This window comes from Pedobacter albus (genome assembly GCF_036324255.1).
Classification (GTDB): domain Bacteria; phylum Bacteroidota; class Bacteroidia; order Sphingobacteriales; family Sphingobacteriaceae; genus Pedobacter; species Pedobacter albus.
Genome location: NZ_JAZDQT010000003.1, coordinates 40,491 through 59,901 on the forward strand (window position 1 = coordinate 40,491; position 19,411 = coordinate 59,901).

Genomic DNA, 19,411 nt, shown 5'->3' on the forward strand with positions numbered 1-19,411 from the left:
TTAACCGCCGTTGTTTATTTGTTCATATCAATTTAACATTTAACTTTGTAAGATGCAATTTACTGCCAAGCAGATAAGCGAATTTTTAGATGGAACTATTGAAGGAGATGAGACCGCTACGGTCAAAGAGCTCTCCAAAATAGAAAGTGGAGGTGCTGGGTCGCTGTGCTTTTTATCCAACCCCAAGTACGAAAGCTACTTGTACACTACACAGGCTTCTGTAGTAATCGTATCGAGGGATTTTGTGCCCGCACAGCCTGTAAATTGTACGCTGATTAAGGTAAAAGACCCTTACAGCTCGTTTTCTATCCTTTTAGAAAAATACAACGAAGTGGTTAACCAAGACCGCACCACACCGGGCATCGATCAGCCTTGTTTCATCCATCCTTCGGCAAAAATTGGCAAAAACGTTTATATCGGTGCCTTTTGTACCATCGAAGAAAATGTGGTCATTGGCGATAACTGCAAGATCCATACCCAGGTTTATATCGGCGCCGACACCAAGATTGGCAACGACGTAATGCTTTACCCTGGCGTTAAAATATACAACCGTACCATTTTGGGCAACCGCATTACCATACACGCCAATGCGGTAATTGGTAGCGATGGCTTTGGCTTTGCGCCTCAGCCCGACGGTACCTACAACAAAATTGCCCAGATTGGCAACGTGGTGGTTGAAGACGATGTAGAAATTGGTGCCAATACCACCATTGATAGGGCTACGATGGGCTCTACCTTTATCCGCAAAGGAGCCAAACTCGATAACCTGATCCAAATTGCGCACAATGTGGATGTTGGTGCACACTCGGTGGTAGCTGCGCAAAGCGGTATTTCGGGCAGCACCAAACTTGGCGATAATTCGGTAATCGGAGGCCAGGTGGGCATTGCCGGCCACTTGAATTTAGGCAAGGGCACGCAAGTGGGTGCACAAGCCGGAATCAATTTCAATACAGAAGACAATAAACAATGGCACGGTAGTCCGGCGCAGCCGTTAAAAGAATGGATGCGTTCTACCGTTATATTTAAGAAGCTGCCCGATGTAGAAAAGCGCGTACGCGAATTAGAAGCCAAAATTGCTGAACTTAATGCGCTCATCGAACAGATTACGACAACACAAAATAGATAAATGAACGTTAAGCAAAAGACGATAAAGAGCGAGATATCGGTTAAAGGCGTAGGCCTGCATACCGGTGCAAATGTGACGTTAACATTTTGTCCTGCTCCAGAAAACCACGGTTTTAAATTTCAGCGGATCGACCTTCCTGGTCAGCCGATTGTTGAAGCCGACTGCGATAATGTAACCGATACGGCCCGTGGCACTACCATTAGCCAAAACGGAGCAAGCGTAAGTACCGTAGAGCACGTGATGGCATCGTTGGTGGGTATGGACCTCGACAACGTGTTGCTGAAGCTCGACGGCCCAGAAACCCCGATTATGGATGGCAGCGCCATTCAGTTTATCGAGGCTTTGGAAGAAGTGGGCGTAATTTCGCAAAATGCCGACAGAGAATATTTTACCATTCCGCATAACATTACCTATACTGAAGCCGACAGAAAGGTAGAAATTGTGGCCATGCCGCTTGATGATTATCGTTTTACCTGCATGATCGACTACAATTCGCCGGTTTTGGGCAGCCAGCACGCCGGGATCTCGAGCATCGCCGAGTTTAAGAAGGAAATCGCTTCGTGCCGTACCTTCTGCTTTTTGCACGAACTGGAGTATCAGCTTAAAAATAACCTGATTAAAGGTGGCGATCTGAACAATGCCATCGTTATTGTGGATAAAGAGGTAACCCGCGAGGAACTCGACCATTTGGCTACGATCTTTAAAAGAAAAGCCATTGAAGTAGCGCCACAAGGTATTTTAAATAACATGGAGCTTCGCTACCAAAACGAGCCAGCCCGTCATAAACTGTTAGACATGATTGGCGATTTGGCTTTGGTAGGCGTTCACCTGAAAGGCCACATCATGGCGGCCAGACCAGGCCACGCCGCCAACGTAGCCTTTGCCAAAAGGATAAAAGCGGCCATTAAAAAAGAAAAAGGCAAAAAAATACAAAAAGTATACGATCCGAATACCAAACCTATCTTTGATGTAGTGCAGGTAATGGACATGTTGCCACACAGGCAGCCGTTCTTGTTTGTAGATAAGGTAATCGAGATTTCGAAAACCCACGTGGTTGGCGTAAAAAACGTAACCATGAACGAAGAGTTCTTTAAGGGGCACTTCCCGGGCGCACCGGTAATGCCGGGCGTGCTGCAAATCGAATCGATGGCCCAAGTGGGAGGTATTTTGGTGCTCAGTACCGTGCCAGACCCGAGAAACTACCTAACCTACTTCCTTAAAATAGACAATGTACGTTTTAGGGCCCAAGTAGTGCCCGGAGATACGATTATCTTTAGGTGCGATTTGATGGAGCCGATGCGCAGAGGCATTGCACAAATGAAAGGCGTGGGCATGGTTGGCGATAAAGTAGTAGTAGAGGCCGAAATGATGGCCCAAATAGTAAAAGTTAAAGACAGCGAAACAGCATAATGATACAACCCCTAGCTTATATACACCCCCAAGCAAAAATTGCAGACAATGTAGTTGTTGAGCCCTTTGCGGTCATTCATAAAGACGTAGAAATTGGCGAAGGAACTTGGATTGGGTCTAACGTAGTCATTATGGACGGTGCCCGTATCGGCAAAAACTGCCGTATTTTCCCGGGTTCGGTTATTTCGGGCATTCCGCAGGATTTGAAGTTTGCCGGCGAAGTGACCACTGCAGAAATTGGCGACAACACCACCATTCGCGAATGCGTAACCATTAACCGTGGCACCAAAGACAAATGGAAAACGGTAATTGGCAGCAACTGTCTGATTCAAGCTTATTCGCACATTGCGCACGACTGCGAAGTGGGCAACAACTGTATCTTTTCTAACAGTACTACCTTGGCCGGTCACATCACCATTGGCGATTATGTGGTATTGGCAGGCTTGGTGGCCATCCACCAGTTTGTAAAAGTGGGTTCGCATGCTTTTGTAACCGGAGGTTCGTTGGTGCGTAAAGATGTTCCTCCTTATGTAAAGGCGGCTAGGGAGCCACTTTCTTATGTGGGGATCAACTCGGTAGGCCTGCGCCGCAGAGGCTTCTCGCCAGAAAAAATAAACGAGATACAAGAGATTTACCGCGTACTTTTTGTAAAGAACAACAACGTAACCAAGGCATTAGACATTATTGAAGCCGAGTTTCAGCCAACCGAAATCCGCGATGAGATTGTTGATTTTATCCGCAACTCGAACCGTGGCGTCATGAGGGGCTTCGGAACCAGCAGCTAAATCGCTCAAAGCTTTGCCAATCCCTGCGTAAATCATTAATGGAAATCAAGCTCGATCATATTGGCAGGCGCTTTAACAAAGAATGGATCTTCAGAAATGTAGATTATCGCTTTGTTTCGGGGCAAAAATATGCGGTTTTGGGGCCTAATGGCTCCGGAAAGTCGACCTTGCTGAGCATTTTGCTGGGCAACCTCACTCCGTCTGAAGGCGAGCTGAAATACAGCGACCCCGATACGCCGGTAGAGCAAGTATACCAACATTTGAGCTTTGCCGGACCTTACCTCGATTTGGTAGAAGAGTTTACCCTAACCGAAACCATCAATTTCCATTTCCAGTTTAAAAACTATGCCCAAGGCCTCGATGCGAAGGCATTGATTGGTATTTTGGGCCTCGAAAAAGCCAAAGATAAAGCCTTGAAGCATTTTTCGTCGGGCATGAAGCAACGCACCAAGCTGGCTTTGGCCTGTTGCGCCGATACGCCGATCCTGATTTTGGATGAGCCTACTTCCAACCTCGACGAGCAGGGCGTAGCCTGGTATCATGAGCTGATGAGCCGTTTTGCGGGCAACAGAATTACGGTTATTGGTTCCAATCAGGCGCACGAATACGATTTTTGTGACCATAGGTTAAGTATTACGGACTATAAGTAAGTTGGACGGCATGAAGAAAACGATAGCCTTGCTTTTTAAATTGATTGCGTTTGTATTGTTGTGTTGTCTGTTTTTACGATTCTTTGGCAAGCTTGATTTGGCCGCCACAAAGAATAATGGTTTAATAATAGCCAAACAATTGGAAATAGCGCAAGAAAATGATGTCAACAAGCTTAAAGGGCAAGCTAAGGAATACTTGAATGAGATAAGGCAAATCCACAGACAGGAATCTTCGGACTCTGTAACAAATATGCTTTTGCTTAGCGGTTTTTTAGCGTGTGTGATTTTTTTATGGCGCATTAGCGACAAAACATCTTCTGTAATTGCCGAGAAATAAATACCTTTACGCTAGAAATTTTGGTCAAAAAACGGTCTATTTCTGTTTAAAAGCAACATTAAAAAATATTTTAAAATTACTATTGTATAATTAAAAAATAGTCTATACCTTTGCGCCACGAAAAAGCGGCATAGGAATAGGCGCAATTTCAAACCAAATGGCAAAAGCATCAGACATTAAAAACGGCAACATTCTTCGCTTCAACGGAGATTTGGTACAAGTAGAAGAATTTATTCACCGTACGCCGGGCAATTTAAGAGCTTTTTATCAAGCTAAAATGCGCAATGTTAAAACTGGAAAATCGGTAGAATACCGTTTCCGTGTTGACGAAGAGGTGGAAATTTGCCGTGTGGAAACCAACGACTTCCAATATCTTTACGAAGATGGCGATTCGTTGGTGGTAATGGACAACACAAGTTACGAACAATACACTGTGCCTAAATTCTTATTTGGCGAAGGCGTAAAGTTCTTGAAAGAAGGCTTGAACGTAATCGTAGCCTTTGAAAGCGACGAGCCGATCATGGCGCAATTGCCTTCGAACGTAGAGTTGGAAATTACCTATTCTGAGCCTGCAGTAAAAGGCAACACCTCTACCAATGCGATGAAATACGCAACTGTAGAAACAGGGGTAGAAATTAAAGTCCCAATGTTTATTAACCAAGGCGACAAAGTTAAGGTTGATACACGCACTGGAGACTATATTGAAAGAGTAAAATAATAAATTTTCATAGTTTAGTTTTAGGTTTAGGTTGATTGTGGCTTCGGAGTGGTTCCCGAAGCCATATTTTTTTTATATTGGTCCAAACCTCCATCGCCATGCGCAAAGCCGACCTCCGTAAACAAGCCTTACTGCAACGAAAATCGCTGAGCGAACAAGAACTCGCCAAGCTGAATGAAAAGCTGCTGGAGCGCTTTAAAACGCTCGATTTTTCCAATATACAAAGCCTTCATATCTTTTTGCCCATTCTTAGGCACAAAGAACCCAATACTTTGCTGCTGATCGATTGGTTGCTCCAAAACCATCCGGAAATCAAGATAATTGTGCCCAAGGCCGATTTCGAGTCGAACCTGATGAGCCATTTCCATTACCGGGGCCAGTCTGATTTGGCCCTTAACCAGTTTGATATCCCCGAACCACAAAATGCCGAGGCTTTTGAAGGAACGCCCGATATGGTGCTTGTGCCTTTGCTGGCTTTTGATGAGCGAGGTTACCGCGTGGGCTACGGCAAGGGCTTTTACGACCGCTTTTTGGAGAATTTAGCTGCCCAAAAAATAGGATTATCTTTTTTTGATGCGGCAGCACAAATTAATGATGTACATTTGAATGATATCCGCTTGGATAAATGTATTACCCCCGAACGAATTATCGACTTTACGCCTAATCACCATGGACAAGGACTTTAGAATTACCTCTGCCAAGCAGTACGAAGAAACCATGATTACCATTTTCGAAATGCAGGAGCAGGAAGAACCGCTTAGCGCCCAGCAAAAGGCCGACATGGAAATCATGATGAAAGCCGCCGACCGTTACGAAGCGGAAGAATTGTAGACTTGATGAAGGTTTTTAACTTCATCAAGTCTACAGGTTCATTAGCTCATTGGTTCATTCGTTGTTTGCTTATCGGGCGTTCGGTAAAAACGCCTAGCGCTTAACGCCAAATAAGACACTTTCGAAGTTTTTAAAACTTCGAAAGTGTGGCTACTTCTTCTTAATCGTTTCCAGCAAATCGGCCAGTTCTTTTACCTTTTCGGGGTACTTATCGGCCAGGTTGCTTTTCTCGGCAATGTCTTCAGTTAGGTGATACAGCTGCGGGGTAGCCAAATTGCCCGTTTCTATATCAACCAGCTTATCAAGGGCGGGCCCTTTGCTTGGCGAAATGTATTTCCAGCCATCTTTTACCACAGACAACGAGCCAGAGTGCTTAACCAATGTTGTTCGGCCTTTATCACTCTTGCCTAGCAAGGCATTTAGCGTATTTTCGCTGTCTGTAGCTTCGCCGGCAGGTATTTTTACATGAAGCAGACTGGCAAAAGAGGCAATCAGGTCCATTTGGCAAACCATGGCCGAAGAAACGCCGGGTTTAACCGTTCCGGGCCAGTTTACGATGAAAGGTACCCGGGTTCCGGCTTCCAGCGAGCTGTATTTGCCCCCTCTCAAAGGCCCTGTTGGTGTATGTCCGTTGAGTTGGGTTACTGCCTCGTCTTGGTAACCATCGTCTAATACAGGACCGTTATCGCTGCTGAAAATAATCAAGGTGCTTTTGCTTTGCCCGCTGGCTTCCAATTGCTTCATGATTTCGCCTACGGTCCAATCTAGCTGCAAAATGGCATCGCCACGGTAACCCAAACCGCTTTTGCCTTTGAACATCGTGGCAGGCATGCGCGGCACATGAGGTTCGGTTAGGCAGAAATAAAGAAAATAAGGCTTCGTTGCGTGCTCGACAATGAAATTTTTGGCTTTGGTTAAAAAAGTGGTCGATACTTCTTCATCTACCCAACGCGCCTTTTGGCCACCGCTCATGAAACCAATGCGGCCAATGCCGTTTACAATGGTGGCATCGTGGCCCTGGCCTGGCGACGACTTCATTTTAAGCAATTCGGGGTGTTCTTTGCCTGTTGGATCGGTGCCCACCTTGGTTTTGTAATTTACTTCGATCGGGTCTTTCAAGTCGAGCGCCAATACTTTTTGGTTTTCCAAGAATACGGTAGGTACCCTGTCGGCCGTTGCCGGAAAAATAAAGGAATAATCGAAACCCACCTCATTTGGCCCGGGCTTGATTTCGCCGTTCCAGTCTTTGGCTACCTGTGTACCCAACCCCAAGTGCCATTTGCCCACAATCCCTGTGGCGTAACCCGCCTGTTTAAATACTTTGGGCAAGGTCATTTTGTCTGTCGGGATAATCAGGGCCGCATCGCCGGGCAATACGCCGGTACCTTGTTTGCGCCACGGATATTGGCCCGTCATTAAGGCATAGCGAGAAGGCGTGCAGGTTGAAGAGGTGGCATTGCCATTGGTAAAGCGTAGCCCTTGCTTGGCCAATTTGTCAAGATTGGGCGTATGCAGTTTGGTGGCGCCATAGCAGCTCAGGTCGCCGTAGCCCAAATCGTCGGCGTAAATGTAAATAACGTTGGGCTTAGTCTGCACGGTTTTTTGCTGGGCTAAGGCATGCCCAACTAAGGCTACTGCAAAAGCAAAAGCCAGGGTGATTTTTTTCATAGGAGATGTATATTAGGTTAAACTTTAATATTCAGGTAGTTTTTAACAAAATCGGTCACCAAGTAGGCAATGGTTTTGCCGGTGCCCAAATCTTCGCGTCCGTTGGCCAATTTAGTGGCTCCCTCGCAAATATGCAAATAGCTCCATTTTTTGCGGTTGTGCAAAAGGATGCTGCGGATGTCGTTCAAGGCAAATCCAGACGGGCTGCTGGCGCTCGATAATACATTTTCGATACTGTCGAGGTCAATTTCCAGACCCAAAGGCGAATCGAGGTCTTCTACAAACGATGACCAGCTTTGGCTAAGGGAAGCCTGTTGCAGCAAATCGTCGAAATAGCAGGCTTGTAAATTGGTATGTTTTGCGATGAAGTGGGGCAGAGCCTGGTTTACATAATTCTGATGCAAGCCAAAAACGCGGTACTGGTTTAGATAGCCTTTGGCCAGCGCATGACTAAAGCCGTTGCCGCTGTGCCGGCCTTCTTCGGGGTTGCGCAAGTCGGCGTGGGCATCGATATTAACCAGGTTAAGCGCTTCTTGTAGCGCTAAAGATGTGCCCCAGATGATCGGAAAAGCATTGTTGTGTCCGCCACCAATTACCATCGGAATTTTACCGGCAGCCACAATTTGTTGGATTACAGGATAAACCAAAAGGTCTATCGCTGCAGTTTTATCTCGTAAGGCCGTTATGGACTGATCCAGGGGTTCGGCAATATCAAAATGGCCCAGCACCAAAATTTCTTCGCCAGTTAAAAACGGGTTGCTTTGGGTATTGAGCAAGGTTTTTAAGACTGCTGGCCAAGCACTGGCTGTACCGCCGGTTCCGTAATTTGCCCTTACGCCGATGTCTTCGGGGATGCCCAACAACACAAATTTTGCTGGAGAGTTTTTGAGGTTTGCTAAAGTGGTTTGATCTTCCGATGTAGGCTCATGATGATAAACCAGCACTTTTTCGCCCAGTTTGGTTTCGCCGGGACGGGTATTGACCAATTCCAGTACATCGCCCTGCGTATAGATTCGGAGCTTATCCATGGTAAATCTCTCCGTTTAAAATAACCGTTTCTACCTGTGTTTGGCCAAAGCTGTAAGGCAAAAATGCCAAGGAAGGCATAGGTCTAGTAATAAAAAGATTGGCCCTTTTGCCAATGGCGATGCTGCCGATTTCGTGGCTCAGCTCCATGGCGGCAGCTCCGTTTAAGGTACAGGCATTGATGGCTTCTTGGGGTTGCAATTTCAATTTAATACAACCCAATGAAACCACGAAATTCATGTTGCCCGATGGGGTAGAACCCGGATTATAATCGGTGGCTAAAGCCACAATGGCATTGGCATTGACCAAGCCACGGGCATTGGCAAACGGAATGCCCAAGTAAAACGAGCATGAAGGCAAGAGGGTAGCGATGGTGTCGCTGCTTGATAAACAAGCGAGTACCGAGCCATCGGTTTCTTCCAAATGATCGACTGATACGGCATGGTGCTGTACCCCGATTTGTACGCCGCCCGAAACAGAAAGCTGGTTGGCGTGTATCTTCGGTTTGAGGCCATACTGTGCGGCGGCACTGAGTAGCTCGTCGGTTTCGCTGATGGAAAAGAAGCCCTGCTCGCAAAAAACATCCATGTAGTCGGCTAGGTTTTCTTTGGCTACGGCAGGCAACAATTCTTCGGTAATGAGTCTGATGTAACCGGCATGGTCGTTTTTATAGGCTTGCGGATAGGCATGTGCGGCCAGCAAAGTGGCTTTGATTGGAATAGGGAAAGCCTGTTTGAGGCGCAGGATTACCCGCAACATTTTCAGCTCGCTGGCTACGCTCAGGCCATAACCGCTCTTGATTTCTACTGCTCCCGTTCCCTGCCTGATCATATCGCGCAGCCTTGCGCTGGCACTTTCAAAAAGTTCGTCTTCGCTGGCATCCTGTAGTTTGCGGGCCGAATTGAGGATGCCTCCACCAGCGGCAGCAATTTCCTCGTAGCTTTTACCGGCAATTTTGAGCGCAAATTCTTCTTCGCGAGGAGCGGCAAAGACAATGTGTGTATGGCTATCGCACCAGGAAGGGAAAACGTAACGGCCTTCGGCGCTATGCTTATCGTGTGTTGCGTATTGCGATTTGATGGTTTCAGACAGCGAATCCATCGTGCCAAAATCTTTGATCAGGCCATCCTCCAATAAGATCCACGCGTTTTCCAAAACAGGCAAATCGGCCAATTCCTGTCCGCGGAGCAATAGTTTTTCTTTGGGGTGAACGCCAACAAGGCCTTTAATATTTGTAATCAGCATAGCGCAAAATCAAGTAGCTGGCCATGAGCCGGCCTGTTTATCAATCAATTTCTAGTAAAACCGGACAATGGTCGGAGTGCAGGGCATCAGGCAAAATCCTTACGTTTTTTAAGCGATGTTCCATTGGCATCGAAGCCAAATGGTAGTCGATGCGCCAACCCAGGTTCTTGCCACGCGCACCAGCACGGTAGCTCCACCAGGTGTAGTGGTGCGGATCCTTGTTAAAATGCCTGAACGAATCGATAAAACCATTGTTCATAAACAGCTCCATCCACTCGCGTTCTTCGGGCAAAAATCCCGATGAGTTGGCATTTGATTTAGGGTTGTGAATATCGATGGGTTTGTGGCAGATGTTGTAATCGCCCGAAATGATCAAATTGGGGTGAAGCTTGCGCAACTCGTCGATGTACACATCGAAAAAGCGCATGAATTCGTATTTTTTCAACTGCCTTTCGTCGCCGCTCGAACCCGAAGGCATGTAGAGGCTCATCAGCGAAAAATCGTCAAAATCGGCTCTTAAAATCCGGCCTTCGGCATCAATCCAAGGTTCGCCACAGCCATAGGCAATGTGGTTAGGCTTAATTTTGGTGAGGATGGCAACGCCGCTATAACCTTTTTTCTCGGCCGGAAACCAGTAATGGTGATAGCCCAATTGCTCGATGAGCGCTAAAATATCTGGAATTTGTTCCTGTAGGGCCTTTACCTCCTGCAGGCAAACCATATCGGCATCGGTGGCCTGTAGCCAGTTGAAAAGGCCTTTGGTGGCGGCGGCCCTGATGCCGTTAACGTTATAAGAAATGATTTTCATGTGTTATGTATGCTTTTGGCGGGCTTTTTTGGCCAGCTCTTTTTCTAGTCTTTTGGTTTCGCGTTTGGTGAGTACCGAAACGGTCATTTTGATATCTTCCTTTGGGCGGTTGTTCTTGTCGGTAACCGCTTCGGCAATCTGGTCAACCATTTCCAATCCCTTCACTACTTCGCCATAAACGGTATAGTTGCGGTCTAGATGCGGTACGCCGCCAATGGTTTTGTATACTTCGCGCTGCCAAGCTGGGATTTTGAATTTCAGTCGTTTTTCTTCGAGCACGTTGAGCATCGAATCAGTGAAAACCTTGCCCTGTACAATGTAGAACTGGCTACCACTCGATGCTTTTTCCGGATTGGTATTGTCGCCCTCCCTGGCGGCGGCCAAAACACCTTTTTTGTGGAAAAGGCTATCGCGGAATTCAGCGGGTATGGTATATTTCGGACCGCCGTTGCCTAAAAGCGAATCGGGTTTGGCATTTTTCGAATCGGGATCGCCGCCTTGGATCATAAAGGCTTTGATGACCCGGTGAAACAAGGTGCCGTTGTAATAGCCTTCTTTGGCCAGTTTGATAAAATTATCGCGGTGCAAAGGCGTTTCGTTATACAGTTTGATGATACACTCGCCTTTTGAAGTCGTTATTCTGATATACTGGTTTTTGGGCTTGGCGGCAAAAGCCTGCACAAAGCAAAGACTGAGCAATAAGGTAAAAAGCTTTTTCATGTTTGGACTTGGTTGGCGCTAAGTTATAAAATTAAATAATTGGTTCTTTAGTTCTGCCTATGGTTAAATGTTGGAAAGTTGAAAGGTTAGGTTAGCCCAAAGCGCCACACTTGCGAAGTTTAATAAACTTCGCAAGTGTGCTCGAGATATAAGCTAAATAGTTGTTAGTCTGATGTTTAAAAACAATCGAAATAAGTGCGCCAAGCTATATTTACCATTTTTTAACAATTATTCTCCATTTGTTTCAAAAATTTATCTATAGCTTTGCTGCCATGAAGCTAAAGCAAAAACTTGCCCTTGGTCTTTCCGCCTTTTACGTGTTCAGCGTAATTGGTGTGGCTTTGAGCATGCACTTTTGCGGAGGCAAACTGGCGTCGGTTTCGATGTTTAACAACGAGGTGGCCTGCCAGTACTGCAAAGCCGAACCGGTAACCAAAAAAGACGACGGCTGTTGCAAGAACACTAAGGTAGAGGTTAAGGTAAAAGATAACCACAAAGCCGAAAGCTCGTTTAAACTGCCGAAGCTTTTTAGCTTGGAAACCATTCTTGGCCAACGGCTGGCCGATTTTTTCAGACCGTATTTCCCAAGCTTCTTCAACAAGGTAGAGAACAAAGCCCCGCCCAAATCCACGCGGATTTCTCTGCATTTGCTCAACTGCGTTTTCAGGAATTAGCCTAAATGAACCCCGACCTGCAACGGCATGGCCGTGGTATGTCTATTGATTTCCCCCAAGGGGATGATGTATTCCGTTCATTTATAAAAATTCAGACATGAAAACAATTAAAATCATGATCGCTCTTTTGATGCTTTTGGCGATAAACAAAGCATCGGCCCAACAAATTACCAACGTAGAGATGCAAGTAACAGGATTAACCTGCTCGATGTGCTCTCAGGCTACCGAAAAATCATTACGCACCCTGCCCTACATCAGCGAGGTAACGCCCGACCTGAACAGAAACCTTTTTGTATTGACCTTTAAAAAAGGCGAAGCGGTAAGCTTTGACCAATTGAACAAAAAAGTACAGGATGCGGGCTTTTCGGTTGGAAAACTAGAAGCCACCATCAATTTTAACCAGGCCCAAATAGACGATAACGGACAAGCCATTGTGGGCACCAACGTTTATCGCTTTGCCAATGCCAAAAGCAAGGTGCTTAACGGTCCGGTTAAGGTAAGCGTAATCGACAAGAACTTTATTTCGAACAGCGCGTTCAAACAAAAAGCCAGCACGGTTAAGTTCGATTCTTATGCCAGTGGCATGGGCGTGGTTAACGGCAAAAAAACCAGGATTTACCACCTTAGCATTTAATTGGCATGATGAAGAAAATCATCTTTGCTGTGCTTTGCTTATGCAGTGCACAGGGCCTGTTTGCGCAAGAATTATATGTTTACACCGAGCCGGCCAGCAATATGCCTGCCAAGTCTATCGGCGTAAGGCTAACCAACGAAGGGATGTTCAGTCCCGATTTCAGAAGCCGTACCATAGGCGAGGTGATGTTGGGTTTCAACAAAAACCTGATGTTTCATGCACAGGGCTTTTTGTCTGATATGGATGGCAATTACCGTTTAGAAGGAGGCAGTTTTTACGCCAAGTACAGGTTCTTGTCGCTCGACGAGGCGCACAGCCATTTCCGTGCGGCCGCCTACGGCAGGATCAGTACCAGCAAAAGGCCAACGTTTACCGAAGACATCAATTTAGAGGGCGATAACAGCGGCTGGCAGGGCGGACTGATCTTTACGCAGCTGTTGCATAAATTGGCGCTTTCGGCCACTTTGGGCTATAGCCAGACTTTTGATAGGCCCAGCAAGCAGGTGGCAGGCATGCCCGCACCCGATCAGATGCTCAACTACAGCCTGTCGTCGGGTTATTTGTTGCTGCCTTTTGTATACAAGAACTATAAGCAGCCTAATTTTAACCTGTATCTGGAAGTGTTGGGCAAAACCAATCCGACCAATGGGCACTCTTATGTAGATTTGGCTCCTGCGGTACAGCTTATCATCAACAGCCAAACCCGCATCGACCTCGGTTACCGGTTTCAGGCCGCCGGAAACTTAGAGAACAGGTACCTCAAAAACATGTACATGGCCCGAGTAGAATTTAACTTTTTTAACATCTTAAAATAAAACAACAATGAAAAGAATTTTTTTAATGATCGCAGTATGCAGCGTAACCATCTTTGCCGCGAAGGCACAAAGTGCAACCCAAACGGCCTTTGGCAAAACCTTGCAGGCTTATTTCGAAACCAAAAATGCCTTGGCTACCGATAATGTGGCCAAAGCTGGTGCTGGCGCCAAAAACCTGTTGGCCGGTTTGGCCGCTTTTCCGGTAAAAACATTGCCAGCCACGCAACAGGCCGAGTGGAAAAAACAAAGCGACGAACTGAAGAAATATGCAACTCCAATTGTGGCCGAAAAAGACCTGAAAGCCCAAAGAAAAAGCTTCGAAAATGTTTCTTCGGCCATGATTAAATTGGTAAAAGCCGTAAATTTAAATAGCAATGAAGTTTACGTGCAATACTGTCCGATGGTAAAAAGGAGCTGGCTAAACGAGGTAGAAGCCGTACAAAATCCGTTTTACGGCAGCAAAATGTACGATTGTGGCGAAGTAACCGAAACTATTGCCAAAAAATAGATGCTGCTGTATATCAAAAATATGGTGTGCACCCGGTGCAAAATGGTGGTTAAGGCCGAGCTCGAGCAGTTGGGCTTTAACCCTATTGCCGTTAATTTGGGCGAAGTAGAGCTCTCGCAAGAAAGCCTGACGCCTGCACAAACAAACACGATTGCCGATGCGCTGGCCAAATTTGGCTTTGAGTTGCTGGCCGATAAAAAGAAGCAATTGGTAGAGCAGGCCAAAACGGCTATTATTGAACAGGTGCATTATGCTACCGAACCTTTAAAAGTTAACTTTTCAGATTACCTGAGCCAAAAGTTGGGCGTAGAATATGGCTCGCTGAGTGCAGTTTTTTCTGAAACGGAGCACAATACCATCGAAAAATATGTCATCCAGCAAAAAATAGAAAAAGTAAAGGAGCTGCTTACCTACGGCGAAAGCTCGTTGAGCGAAATTGCCTACCTGCTCAATTACAGCAGCGTAGCCCATTTGTCGGCCCAGTTTAAGAAAATAAGCGGACAAACGCCATCAGCCTATAAGCAGTCTCAACATACATCGCGCAAAACCCTAGACGAAATCTAGGGTTTTTTGTTTTCTTACCATAGGTCAACCACAACGAACAGAACAGGTTGTACTTTTGTTTATTCTCAAAACATAAACTTAAATACAATGAAAAAGTTATTCCTGTTTCTATTGGCAAGCAGCATCAGCATGGCTGTTTTCGCCCAAACCAAATACACGGTTGATCCGATGCATTCCTTTGTAGGCTTCGACGTCAAACACATGGGCATTTCTTTTGTAGAAGGCTCGTTTAAAAAATTCGACGGTTCGTTTACGGCCAGTAAAGCCGATTTTAGCGATGCCAAGATCAATTTTACGGTCGATGTGGCCAGCATCAGCACCAGTGTAGAGATGCGCGATAATCACTTGAAAACCGACGATTTCTTCAATGCCGAGAAATTCCCGAAAATGACTTTTGAGGGCACTTCGTTCAAAAAGGTGTCGACAAAATCGCCGAAACAACAAACCAACAAATATGTACTGAAGGGCAAACTGACCATTAGGGATGTGACCAAAGACGTAACGTTTTTGGTAAATTACGGTGGCACTGCCAAAGACCAGCAAGGAAACACCAAGGTAGGTTTTCAGGCCACAACCACGATCAACCGCTTGGACTATAACATCAAATACGACCCAACGGGCGCCGGCATAGCCAAAGACGTAAAAATTACGCTAAACCTCGAGTTTGTGCAAGCAAAATAACCTCTAAATTTTTAAGCCCATGAACACTTTAAGCCAATTTAAAAACTTCACTTCCGGATTAAGCGCAACCGAACTGATGCCCGTACTTTTTATGGGCCATGGATCGCCCATGAACGGAATTGAGGTGAATGAGTTTAGTGCCAAATGGGCCGAAATAGCAAAAAGCATCCCCGTGCCACAGGCCGTATTGGTGGTTTCGGCCCACTGGTTTACCCGTGGCACGAGGATTACCGCGATGGATTTTCCGCCAACCATCCACGATTTTGGTGGCTTTCCGCAGGCTTTGTTCGATGTGCAATATCCGGCACCCGGCAATCCGCAGTTGGCGCAGGAAACTGCCGAACTGATCAAGGGTACTTCGGTAATCCTCGACCACGATTGGGGTTTGGATCATGGCGCCTGGTCGGTGGTTAAAAATATGTATCCCGAAGCCAACATTCCAGTACTCCAGCTCAGCATCGATTATACCAAAGATGCCCGCTACCATTACGAACTAGCCCAAGAATTAGCCGCGCTGAGACGCAAAGGCGTTTTGATTTTGGGCAGCGGCAACATGGTGCACAATTTGAGGATGATGAGCTGGGAAATGATCAATGGCGGCGGCTATGATTGGGCTTTGGAAATGGACGAAAAGTTCAAATCGCTGATCCTGAACAAAGACCATAACCCGCTAATCAATTACCAGCAAATGGGCAGCGCGGCCTTATTGGCCATCCCAACCCCCGAACACTACCTGCCTTTGATGTACACCTTGGGCCTGCAACAGGCAAACGAAGAAGCAAGCCTGTTTAACGACAAGGCCGTAGGTGGATCGCTCACCATGACTTCGGTAAAAATTGGTGCCTAAACACCCGTAATTTTATAAATCTTTTTGGTCAGGATATAACAGCAAAGGCTTGGCTTGTAGGTAATTTTGTCTATCAAAAAAAAGAATGACACATACCTATCAAGTAACAGGCATGACCTGTTCGCATTGCGAAAACAAAGTAAAAAGCAACCTGCTTTTATTACCCGAAATTACCGAAGTAGAAGTTTCTAAAACCGATAATACGGCTATCATCACCATGGATAAGCATGTTGGTCTTGAGGTTCTGCAGGGTGCCTTGGGCGGACCCAGCTCTAAATATCAGATTTCGGCCATTGCCCCAAGCGAAACGCTTTAGGGAGGCTCCGTCTTTTTGGCAAACCCATAAACCCCAAAATAAAATCATGAAAAAACTAACATTCACCCTGGCACTAGTAGGCATGGTCCTGATTAATGCCATTGCACAGGTTAAAAACGAACCCGCCCAATTGCTAAGTAGCTATTATGGTGTTAAAGATGCCCTGGTAAATGGTAATGCTGCTGAGGCAGGTACCAAAGCAACCGAATTTTTGGCTGTGGTTAAGGCCATTGATGGCAAAAGCCTGGCAGAACCTAACCGAAAAGCCTTTCTGGAGCTGAAAGAAAAACTAGCCTTTGATGCCGAACACATTTCAGAAAGCAAAGACATTGCCCATCAGCGCGATCATTTTGCTGCTTTTTCTACCAACTTGTATGCTTTGGCCAAGGCCGTTAAATTATCGGGCCAGCCTATTTACCAAGAATATTGCCCCATGAAAAAAATGTACTGGCTAAGCAGCGAACAAACCATCAAAAATCCGTATTATGGAAAAAGCATGCTTACCTGTGGCAAAGTAACCGATACCATTAACTAAAACATCCATAGCGGCAGGTTGATCTTGCGCGTTCAATTGTATATGAAAAAGCTCGTTTTTTTAAGCTTAATCTCTATTATCAGCGTCTTTGCGATGGCCCAACAGGCTGTTGCGCGAGAAAAATCAATATATACCTGCCCCATGCATCCCGAAGTTAGGGAAAGCAAGCCCGGCAAATGTCCGAAGTGCGGCATGAAGCTGGTGCCTGAAAAAGCAACAGCAAAGGAAACGGTGGCATCGCCGCCGTTAACCTTTAAAACGGTGAAGAACGGCGATAAGCCCCGTACCGTTCGCTACGACCTGTATGTGGCCGATACCATCGTTAATTTTACTGGCAAGCCTAAGCGCGCCATTGCCGTAAACGGGAGCATCCCGATGCCCACCTTAACCTTTACCGAAGGCGATACCGCCGAAATTTATGTGCACAACAACCTCGACGAGGAAACGTCGCTGCATTGGCATGGCTTATTTTTGCCCAATCGCTACGATGGCGTGCCCAACTTAACGCAAATGCCCATTAAGGCTCATAGCACTTATGTGTACAGGTTCCCGATTATTCAGAGTGGTACACATTGGTACCACAGCCACACCGAGCTGCAGGAACAGATAGGGATGTATGGCGCCATGATTTTGAACAAGCGCGAAGAACCCGATATTCCGACTCTTCCAGTTGTGCTGAGTGAGTGGGCCGATATGAAACCCGAGCAGATAGACCGTGGCCTGCACAATGCTACCGACTGGTTTGCCATTAAAAAAGGAACCACCCAAAGCTATGCCGAAGCCATCAGGGAAGGCCATTTTGGCACGAAAGTGACCAACGAATGGAAACGCATGAACGCCATGGACGTGAGCGATGTTTACTACGATCGCTTCCTCATCAATGGCCAGCAACAATTTAATGCCCAAAACTTTAAGGCTGGCGATAAGGTTCGGTTGCGCATTGCCAATGCTGGCGCCTCTTCCTATTTCTGGCTCAATTATGCCGGTGGCAAAATAACCGTAGTGGCCAGCGATGGCAACGATGTGGTGCCGGTTGAAGTAGACCGCTTGATTATTGCCGTATCCGAAACGTATGATGTAATCGTTACCATACCCGAAAATAAAAGCTACGAGTTTTTGGTTACCCCCGAAGATCGTACCAAGTCGGCTTCGCTTTGGCTGGGGCAGGGCGAAAAAGTAAGCGCCAAAAAAATGCCTAAGCTCAAGTATTTTGAAGGCATGAAAATGATGAACGACATGATGGACATGAACGGCAACATGATCGAGATGAAGGGCATGAAAATGCAGAATCAGGTCATGGACATGAATACCGTGATGTACCCCGAAATGGATGAACCCATGGCTGGTCACGACATGGAAGGCATGGATATGCCCATGGGCAATTCGAACATCGTTACGCTCAATTACGAAATGTTACGGTCGCCGGTTAAAACCACCTTGCCCAAAGGGCCTACCAAAGAGCTCAAATTTGAACTCACGGGCAACATGAACAGGTACGTGTGGACCATGGACAATAAAACAGTTTCCGAATCAGACAGGATTTTGATTAAAAAAGGAGAAAACGTACGCATTGTGCTCTATAACAACAGTATGATGCGCCACCCGATGCACTTGCATGGCCACGATTTCAGGATATTGAACAAGCAGGGCGAGTATGCGCCGTTGAAAAACGTGCTCGATATTATGCCGATGGAAAGAGATACCATAGAATTTGCGGCTTCAGAAAGTGGCGACTGGTTTTTCCACTGCCATATTTTGTACCACATGATGAGTGGCATGGGACGGGTTTTCAGCTACGAAAACTCGCCACCTAATCCGGAAATACCAAACCCCAAACTGGCGCAGCGTAAGCTTTTTGCCGACGACAGGATGTTCCATTTTATGGCCGAAAACGATTTTGCCAGCAACGGTAACGACGGGATGGCCATGTTGGCTAATACCCGCTGGAACATCAGCACCGAATGGCGTTTGGGCTATAACAAAATGCACGGCTTCGAAACGGAAACCCACATTGGCCGGTATCTTGATCGCATGCAATGGCTGATGCCTTTTGTAGGCTTTGATTGGCGTTACCGAAGGATGGGTGAAGATGAAGAGGAAAAAAACATTTTTGGCCAAAAAAACACCAAAGACAACAGGGCGGTGGTGAGCCTCGGTGTTCAGTACACATTGCCTATGTTGTTGCAGGCCAGGGCCGAAGTGTACCACGATGGAAATGTACGCCTGCAGCTGATGCGCGAAGATATTCCGGTTTCTAAACGCCTAAGGGCAAGCTTTATGGTCAATACCGATAAAGAATATATGGGCGGATTACGCTTTATTGCCACCAGGAACATTGCAGTGGGTGCGCACTATGATAGCGATATGGGCTTTGGAGCCGGACTGGCGTTGAGCTATTAGGGAAGATTCGTCATACCGGGGGTCGATTAGGGGGCTTCTCCATTTGGTTAGCCTTTCCCCATCCAAGTCCTGTGTCGCACAGGACGTTACGATAAATTGGAATAATGAAAATG

The 19,411-nt window shown here is 46.4% G+C and carries 23 protein-coding genes; 18 read left to right on the forward strand and 5 right to left on the reverse strand.

The window, feature by feature from the left end:
• Positions 1 to 52: 52 nt before the first annotated feature.
• The 8 genes from lpxD (at position 53) to VRU48_RS15265 (ending at position 5,857) form a co-directional block, all read left to right on the forward strand.
• A complete protein-coding gene (gene lpxD, locus VRU48_RS15230; protein WP_330108783.1) occupies positions 53 to 1,126 on the forward strand; it encodes a UDP-3-O-(3-hydroxymyristoyl)glucosamine N-acyltransferase in 1,074 nt (357 codons plus the stop codon).
• On the forward strand, positions 1,127 to 2,536 hold the full coding sequence (locus VRU48_RS15235) for a bifunctional UDP-3-O-[3-hydroxymyristoyl] N-acetylglucosamine deacetylase/3-hydroxyacyl-ACP dehydratase (protein WP_330108784.1): 1,410 nt from the start codon (positions 1,127 to 1,129) through the stop codon (positions 2,534 to 2,536).
• Positions 2,536 to 3,321 carry an acyl-ACP--UDP-N-acetylglucosamine O-acyltransferase gene (gene lpxA / locus VRU48_RS15240; RefSeq protein ID WP_330108785.1) on the forward strand — a complete coding sequence of 262 codons (786 nt, stop codon included), beginning with the start codon at positions 2,536 to 2,538 and terminating at the stop codon, positions 3,319 to 3,321. The genes VRU48_RS15235 and lpxA overlap by 1 nt, the downstream gene beginning before the upstream one ends.
• 38 nt (positions 3,322 to 3,359) lie before the next feature.
• On the forward strand, positions 3,360 to 3,971 hold the full coding sequence (locus VRU48_RS15245) for an ABC transporter ATP-binding protein (protein WP_330108786.1): 612 nt from the start codon (positions 3,360 to 3,362) through the stop codon (positions 3,969 to 3,971).
• A 10-nt stretch (positions 3,972 to 3,981) separates the two neighbouring features.
• Entirely contained in the window at positions 3,982 to 4,308 is a 327-nt protein-coding gene (locus tag VRU48_RS15250) for a hypothetical protein (RefSeq protein WP_330108787.1), read from the forward strand.
• A gap of 157 nt (positions 4,309 to 4,465) precedes the next feature.
• A complete protein-coding gene (gene efp, locus VRU48_RS15255; RefSeq protein ID WP_330108788.1) occupies positions 4,466 to 5,026 on the forward strand; it encodes an elongation factor P in 561 nt (186 codons plus the stop codon).
• 98 nt (positions 5,027 to 5,124) lie between these two features.
• A complete protein-coding gene (locus VRU48_RS15260; RefSeq protein WP_330108789.1) occupies positions 5,125 to 5,712 on the forward strand; it encodes a 5-formyltetrahydrofolate cyclo-ligase in 588 nt (195 codons plus the stop codon).
• Positions 5,696 to 5,857 (forward strand): hypothetical protein, encoded by a 162-nt coding sequence (locus tag VRU48_RS15265; protein WP_330108790.1) that lies wholly within the window; start codon positions 5,696 to 5,698, stop codon positions 5,855 to 5,857. The genes VRU48_RS15260 and VRU48_RS15265 overlap by 17 nt, the downstream gene beginning before the upstream one ends.
• Positions 5,858 to 6,007: 150 nt before the next feature.
• Here the strand turns inward: VRU48_RS15265 and VRU48_RS15270 are convergent, their stop codons facing one another.
• Genes VRU48_RS15270 through VRU48_RS15290 form a run of 5 tightly spaced genes read right to left on the reverse strand, consistent with a single transcriptional unit; the run spans position 6,008 to position 11,324 of the window.
• The gene (locus VRU48_RS15270) at positions 6,008 to 7,525 is read right to left on the reverse strand and encodes a sulfatase family protein (protein ID WP_330108791.1); all 1,518 of its coding nucleotides are present in this window, start codon (positions 7,523 to 7,525) and stop codon (positions 6,008 to 6,010) included.
• Between the two features lie 17 nt (positions 7,526 to 7,542).
• Positions 7,543 to 8,553 (reverse strand): formimidoylglutamase, encoded by a 1,011-nt coding sequence (locus VRU48_RS15275; protein ID WP_330108792.1) that lies wholly within the window; start codon positions 8,551 to 8,553, stop codon positions 7,543 to 7,545.
• On the reverse strand, positions 8,546 to 9,796 hold the full coding sequence (hutI, locus tag VRU48_RS15280) for an imidazolonepropionase (RefSeq protein ID WP_330108793.1): 1,251 nt from the start codon (positions 9,794 to 9,796) through the stop codon (positions 8,546 to 8,548). Before hutI ends, VRU48_RS15275 begins: the two co-directional genes overlap by 8 nt.
• A 40-nt stretch (positions 9,797 to 9,836) precedes the next feature.
• Positions 9,837 to 10,604, reverse strand: a complete 768-nt coding sequence (locus tag VRU48_RS15285) for an exodeoxyribonuclease III (protein ID WP_330108794.1) — start codon at positions 10,602 to 10,604, stop codon at positions 9,837 to 9,839.
• Positions 10,605 to 10,607: 3 nt separating this feature from the next.
• Positions 10,608 to 11,324, reverse strand: coding sequence for a peptidylprolyl isomerase (locus VRU48_RS15290; protein WP_330108795.1), 717 nt, complete (start codon positions 11,322 to 11,324; stop codon positions 10,608 to 10,610).
• 272 nt (positions 11,325 to 11,596) lie between these two features.
• Here VRU48_RS15290 and VRU48_RS15295 point away from each other — a divergent pair, with 272 nt between their 5' ends.
• The 10 genes from VRU48_RS15295 to VRU48_RS15340 all read left to right on the forward strand — a co-directional run bounded on the left by VRU48_RS15295 (position 11,597) and on the right by VRU48_RS15340 (position 19,298).
• Complete coding sequence (locus tag VRU48_RS15295; protein WP_330108796.1) at positions 11,597 to 11,998, forward strand: HYC_CC_PP family protein; 402 nt, start codon at positions 11,597 to 11,599, stop codon at positions 11,996 to 11,998.
• 97 nt (positions 11,999 to 12,095) lie between these two features.
• On the forward strand, positions 12,096 to 12,632 hold the full coding sequence (locus tag VRU48_RS15300) for a heavy-metal-associated domain-containing protein (RefSeq protein WP_330108797.1): 537 nt from the start codon (positions 12,096 to 12,098) through the stop codon (positions 12,630 to 12,632).
• Between the two features lie 5 nt (positions 12,633 to 12,637).
• Positions 12,638 to 13,447 (forward strand): hypothetical protein, encoded by an 810-nt coding sequence (locus VRU48_RS15305; RefSeq protein WP_330108798.1) that lies wholly within the window; start codon positions 12,638 to 12,640, stop codon positions 13,445 to 13,447.
• 7 nt (positions 13,448 to 13,454) lie between these two features.
• Positions 13,455 to 13,955 carry a DUF3347 domain-containing protein gene (locus VRU48_RS15310; protein WP_330108799.1) on the forward strand — a complete coding sequence of 167 codons (501 nt, stop codon included), beginning with the start codon at positions 13,455 to 13,457 and terminating at the stop codon, positions 13,953 to 13,955.
• A complete protein-coding gene (locus VRU48_RS15315) occupies positions 13,956 to 14,519 on the forward strand; it encodes an AraC family transcriptional regulator (RefSeq protein ID WP_330108800.1) in 564 nt (187 codons plus the stop codon).
• Positions 14,520 to 14,606: 87 nt separating this feature from the next.
• On the forward strand, positions 14,607 to 15,200 hold the full coding sequence (locus VRU48_RS15320) for a YceI family protein (RefSeq protein WP_330108801.1): 594 nt from the start codon (positions 14,607 to 14,609) through the stop codon (positions 15,198 to 15,200).
• A gap of 19 nt (positions 15,201 to 15,219) precedes the next feature.
• A complete protein-coding gene (ygiD, locus tag VRU48_RS15325; RefSeq protein WP_330108802.1) occupies positions 15,220 to 16,047 on the forward strand; it encodes a 4,5-DOPA-extradiol-dioxygenase in 828 nt (275 codons plus the stop codon).
• An 85-nt stretch (positions 16,048 to 16,132) separates the two neighbouring features.
• Positions 16,133 to 16,363, forward strand: a complete 231-nt coding sequence (locus VRU48_RS15330; RefSeq protein WP_330108803.1) for a heavy-metal-associated domain-containing protein — start codon at positions 16,133 to 16,135, stop codon at positions 16,361 to 16,363.
• Between the two features lie 46 nt (positions 16,364 to 16,409).
• A complete protein-coding gene (locus VRU48_RS15335; protein WP_330108804.1) occupies positions 16,410 to 16,898 on the forward strand; it encodes a DUF3347 domain-containing protein in 489 nt (162 codons plus the stop codon).
• A gap of 42 nt (positions 16,899 to 16,940) precedes the next feature.
• A complete protein-coding gene (locus VRU48_RS15340; RefSeq protein ID WP_330108805.1) occupies positions 16,941 to 19,298 on the forward strand; it encodes a multicopper oxidase domain-containing protein in 2,358 nt (785 codons plus the stop codon).
• Positions 19,299 to 19,411 lie beyond the last annotated feature (113 nt).